The organism is Mesorhizobium sp. (assembly GCF_024509055.1).
In the GTDB taxonomy this organism is placed as follows: Bacteria; Pseudomonadota; Alphaproteobacteria; order Rhizobiales; family Rhizobiaceae; genus Mesorhizobium.
This window is the reverse complement of the sequence record NZ_JANINM010000319.1, coordinates 1-1,825: the sequence shown is the minus strand read 5'-3', so window position 1 is coordinate 1,825 and position 1,825 is coordinate 1. Positions and strand designations below refer to the sequence as shown.

Here is a 1,825-nt window from a genome sequence, read left to right as displayed (position 1 = left end):
CGGCCGAGATCATGCGGTCGGCGGTGATCTTCTCGACCTTGCCGTCCTTCATCTCGACATGCGCGGTGATCGAGTTGGCGCCCTTGTCGACCTTCGTGACCTTGGCCTCGAGGATGATCTTCATGCCTTGCTTCTCGAACTGCTTCTGGGCGAATTTCGAGACTTCGGCATCCTCGACTGGCATCACCGCCGGCATCAGCTCCACCACGGTCACGTCGGCGCCCATGGTGCGATAGAACGAGGCGAACTCGATGCCGATGGCGCCCGAGCCCATGACCAGCAGCGACTTCGGCATCTCCTGCGGCACCATCGCCTCGAAATAGGTCCAGATCAGCTTGCCGTCCGGCTCGATGCCTGGCAGCGCGCGCGGCCTGGCGCCGGTTGCAAGGATGATGTGCTTGGCGGTGTAGGTGCCCTCGCCCTTGACGTTCTTCGGCACCGGCGGCTGCGGCTCCATCGGCTTCTTGGCGGCCTTGGAGACGAGGACCTCGCCGGGCTTCGAAAGCTTGGCCTCGCCCCAGATGACGTCGACCTTGTTCTTCTTCATCAGGAAGCCGACACCCGTGTTGAGCCGCAGCGATACCTTGCGCGAGCGGTCGACCACTGCAGCCGTGTCCGGGCTGACCTTGCCGCCCTCGAGCTTCAGGCCGTAATCCTTGAGGTGATCCGAGTAGTGCATGATCTCGGCCGAGCGCAGCAGCGCTTTTGTCGGGATGCAGCCCCAGTTCAGGCAGATGCCGCCGAGATGCTCGCGCTCGACGATCGCCGTCTTGAAGCCGAGCTGGGCGGAGCGCACCGCCGTGACATAGCCGCCGGGGCCTGAGCCGATGATGATGACGTCGTAAGATTCAGCCACGGGTTTCTCCCTGATCGCTTTCTAGGGTTAGAGTTCCAGCATCACGCGCACGAGCGGCGCTAGCGCCTGCCCGATCCGACGCGTGTTTTCGGCATCGAGATGGACGCCGTCGAGCGGCGTGGTTGACGCCACGCTGCCGGCATCGAAGAAGCCGCAGCCGGCTTCGTCGGCAAGCGCGGAGTACTGCGCCGCCAGCCGGCGCGAGGCGTCATCGCCGCCGGCAAACATTTCCTTGAATTCCGAATTGTCGGTGCGCGAGACAGTGGGCGGCGAGACGAGCAGGATCTGCGGCGCCTCCCAATCGAACGGGTAGTCATGGCCGCGCACGATATCGATCAACCGCTGCATGCCTTGCTTGGCCGCGACCGGGTTGCCGTGGATCCAGGGCTTCATGTCATTGGAGCCGAGCAACAGGATGATGAGGTCGAGCGGCGCGTGGCTGGTCAGGACCGTCGGCAGCACCCTCGCGCCATTGCGATCGGCGCCGGCCAGATAGTCGTCGAAAGCCGTGGTGCGGCCATTCAAACCCTCGGCGATGACTTCGATACCGTCGCCCAGCGCCTCTTTGAGCACGCTTGGCCAGCGGTCCTCCAGCGCGTGGCGGCCGAGGCTGGCGGCGTCGTAGCCCCAGGTCAGCGAGTCGCCATAGCAGAGAATTGTCTTCATGCGGTTGCCCTACCCCCTCACGTGCCTCACCGGTAAGCACCGCGGACGCTCGACGTTGCATGACGGCTTCCGAAATGCCGAACCCCACAGCCGGACGATGGAGAACGAAGGCGGGAGGCGGATGAAGAAGTTCCGCACCGCCTCGCCCTTCTCAGACCAGCATGCCCATCGGGTTTTCGATCATCCGCTTGAAGGCGCCGAGGAGTTCGGCGCCGAGCGCGCCGTCGACGGCGCGATGATCGGTCGACAGCGTCACCGACATCACGGTGGCTATCTTGATCTCGCCCTTCTTGACCACCGCCC

General features: G+C 64.3%; 3 protein-coding genes. All 3 read right to left on the bottom strand.

The window, feature by feature from the left end; genetic code table 11:
- Nucleotides 1-856: FAD-dependent oxidoreductase (locus Q0L57_RS14050; RefSeq protein ID WP_296743552.1), on the bottom strand; the 856-nt coding region annotated here is incomplete at its 3' end.
- 27 nt (nucleotides 857-883) lie between these two features.
- Complete coding sequence (locus tag Q0L57_RS14045; RefSeq protein ID WP_296743551.1) at nucleotides 884-1,522, bottom strand: SGNH/GDSL hydrolase family protein; 639 nt, start codon at nucleotides 1,520-1,522, stop codon at nucleotides 884-886.
- A gap of 151 nt (nucleotides 1,523-1,673) precedes the next feature.
- The coding region (locus Q0L57_RS14040; protein WP_278162740.1) for a 2-oxo acid dehydrogenase subunit E2 at nucleotides 1,674-1,825 on the bottom strand (152 nt) is incomplete at its 5' end.

What these genes read in the sequence shown, in the direction of transcription:
- Q0L57_RS14045 (WP_296743551.1), bottom strand. Translation starts at nt 1,522, where the DNA reads ATGAAGACAATTCTCTGCTATGGCGACTCGCTGACCTGGGGCTACGAC.